At 60.3% G+C, this 1,394-nt stretch carries 2 protein-coding genes and 1 pseudogene; 2 read left to right on the top strand and 1 reads right to left on the bottom strand.

The window, feature by feature from the left end; genetic code table 11:
* Together AC0QUY_RS42560 and AC0QUY_RS42555 are read left to right on the top strand one after the other, a co-directional pair.
* Positions 1-614, top strand: a 614-nt coding sequence (locus tag AC0QUY_RS42560; protein ID WP_474417244.1) for an integrase core domain-containing protein, incomplete at its 5' end; no start/stop codon positions are given.
* Positions 607-1,089 (top strand): annotated as a pseudogene (locus AC0QUY_RS42555) (nodulation protein NolW); the annotation flags it as partial. The gene AC0QUY_RS42560 and the pseudogene AC0QUY_RS42555, both read left to right, overlap by 8 nt.
* Before the next feature lie 7 nt (positions 1,090-1,096).
* Here the strand turns inward: AC0QUY_RS42555 and AC0QUY_RS42550 are convergent.
* Positions 1,097-1,394: hypothetical protein (locus tag AC0QUY_RS42550; RefSeq protein WP_474417246.1), on the bottom strand; the 298-nt coding region annotated here is incomplete at its 5' end.

Here is a 1,394-nt window from a genome sequence, read left to right as displayed (position 1 = left end):
CCCGGGCGCCGATGACGGTGGCGATGGCGCCGAACGACCGCTGGTCGCTCGACTTCGTGTCGGATCAGCTCACCGATGGCCGCCGCTTCCGTATCCTTACCGTCGTCGATGACTGCACCCGCGAGTGTCTGGCGCTGGTAGCCGACACCTCGCTCTCCGGCGCCCGGGTGGCGCGGGAACTGGACCGGCTGGTGATCGAGCGCGGCAAGCCGAAGATGGTGGTCAGCGACAACGGCAGCGAGCTGACCAGCAACGCCATCCTGACATGGGCTGATCAGAGCCGGGTCGCATGGCACTACATTGCGCCGGGCAAGCCCATGCAGAATGCCTTCATCGAGAGCTTCAACGGTCGGCTGCGGGACGAATTGCTGAACGAGACGCTGTTCACGTCGCTGGCCCAGGCTCGCGTCGCGCTCGGATGCTGGCGGGCCGATTACAACGATGCACGCCCACACTCGCGGCTCGGATGGAAGACGCCATCCGAGTTCGCCTTCACTTGCCATCCGCGCCGGGATCTGGCGCTGCGCTATGCCGAAGGCTCCGCGCCAGCTCCCGTCGCTACCACTGCCCAACCGGGCAAATCCAACAGCCGGGGCGAACTCAGGTCTGGATAAAACTTGGGGGCAAGGTCACGGGATACTCACGGCATTTGGGGCTCCGCTCTCGCGGCCTTCGGCAGCTATTAGCTACACGGTTCTGGATCAGGACCTGTCTGCCCCACTGCTGGAATTCGGTAACAATCTCAATATCAGAGTAAACGTCAGCACCGAGGTGAATGGTCGGATTCGCGGCCGCATGCCAGATCTGCCACCGCGCGAGTTCCTCGATCGGTTGACCAATCTCTACAATCTTCAATGGTACTACGATGGGCTCGTGCTGTATGCATCTGCTGCAAATGAGGCGCGAGGTCGTCTGCTTGTGTTGAAGCCGATCAGCTTCGATGCGTTCAAAGCGGCGCTCGATGCACTCGACATTTCCAACGAGCGCTATGTTGAGAGACCGCCACGGTGAAATAGGGGTCCGCCACTCTTCGTGGCGCTAGTGGACCAGACGCTCAACGGCCTCGTGGCCGAACGACAGGCGCGGCCATGCTCTCTCACCGCCGAGAAGCCGCTTGGGCACCAGCGTCTGCGGAGAAAAATGCTACGGATTTCCAGCTTGTAGGCTCCGTATTGGTATCTGAGAGCGAATCAACGGCTTTGCCACCTCTGCGGCCTAATTCCTGAATAAAGATCCGGTCGTCGCAGCATTTCGAGGCAATATCGATCGTAAGCGGCAAGGAAACCCCGTCTGGCGGAGTGGATAAGCGATCGGCTATCGGCTGCTGAGTTTGTGAGCCGATGTGAGCTTCTATGTCTGCGCCTAGTTCTGGAACTAGAACCTTCCATATGATC

This window comes from Bradyrhizobium sp. WYCCWR15520 (assembly GCF_056174665.1).
Note: the sequence above shows the minus strand (reverse complement) of the source record. Positions and strands in the feature narration are given on the sequence as shown.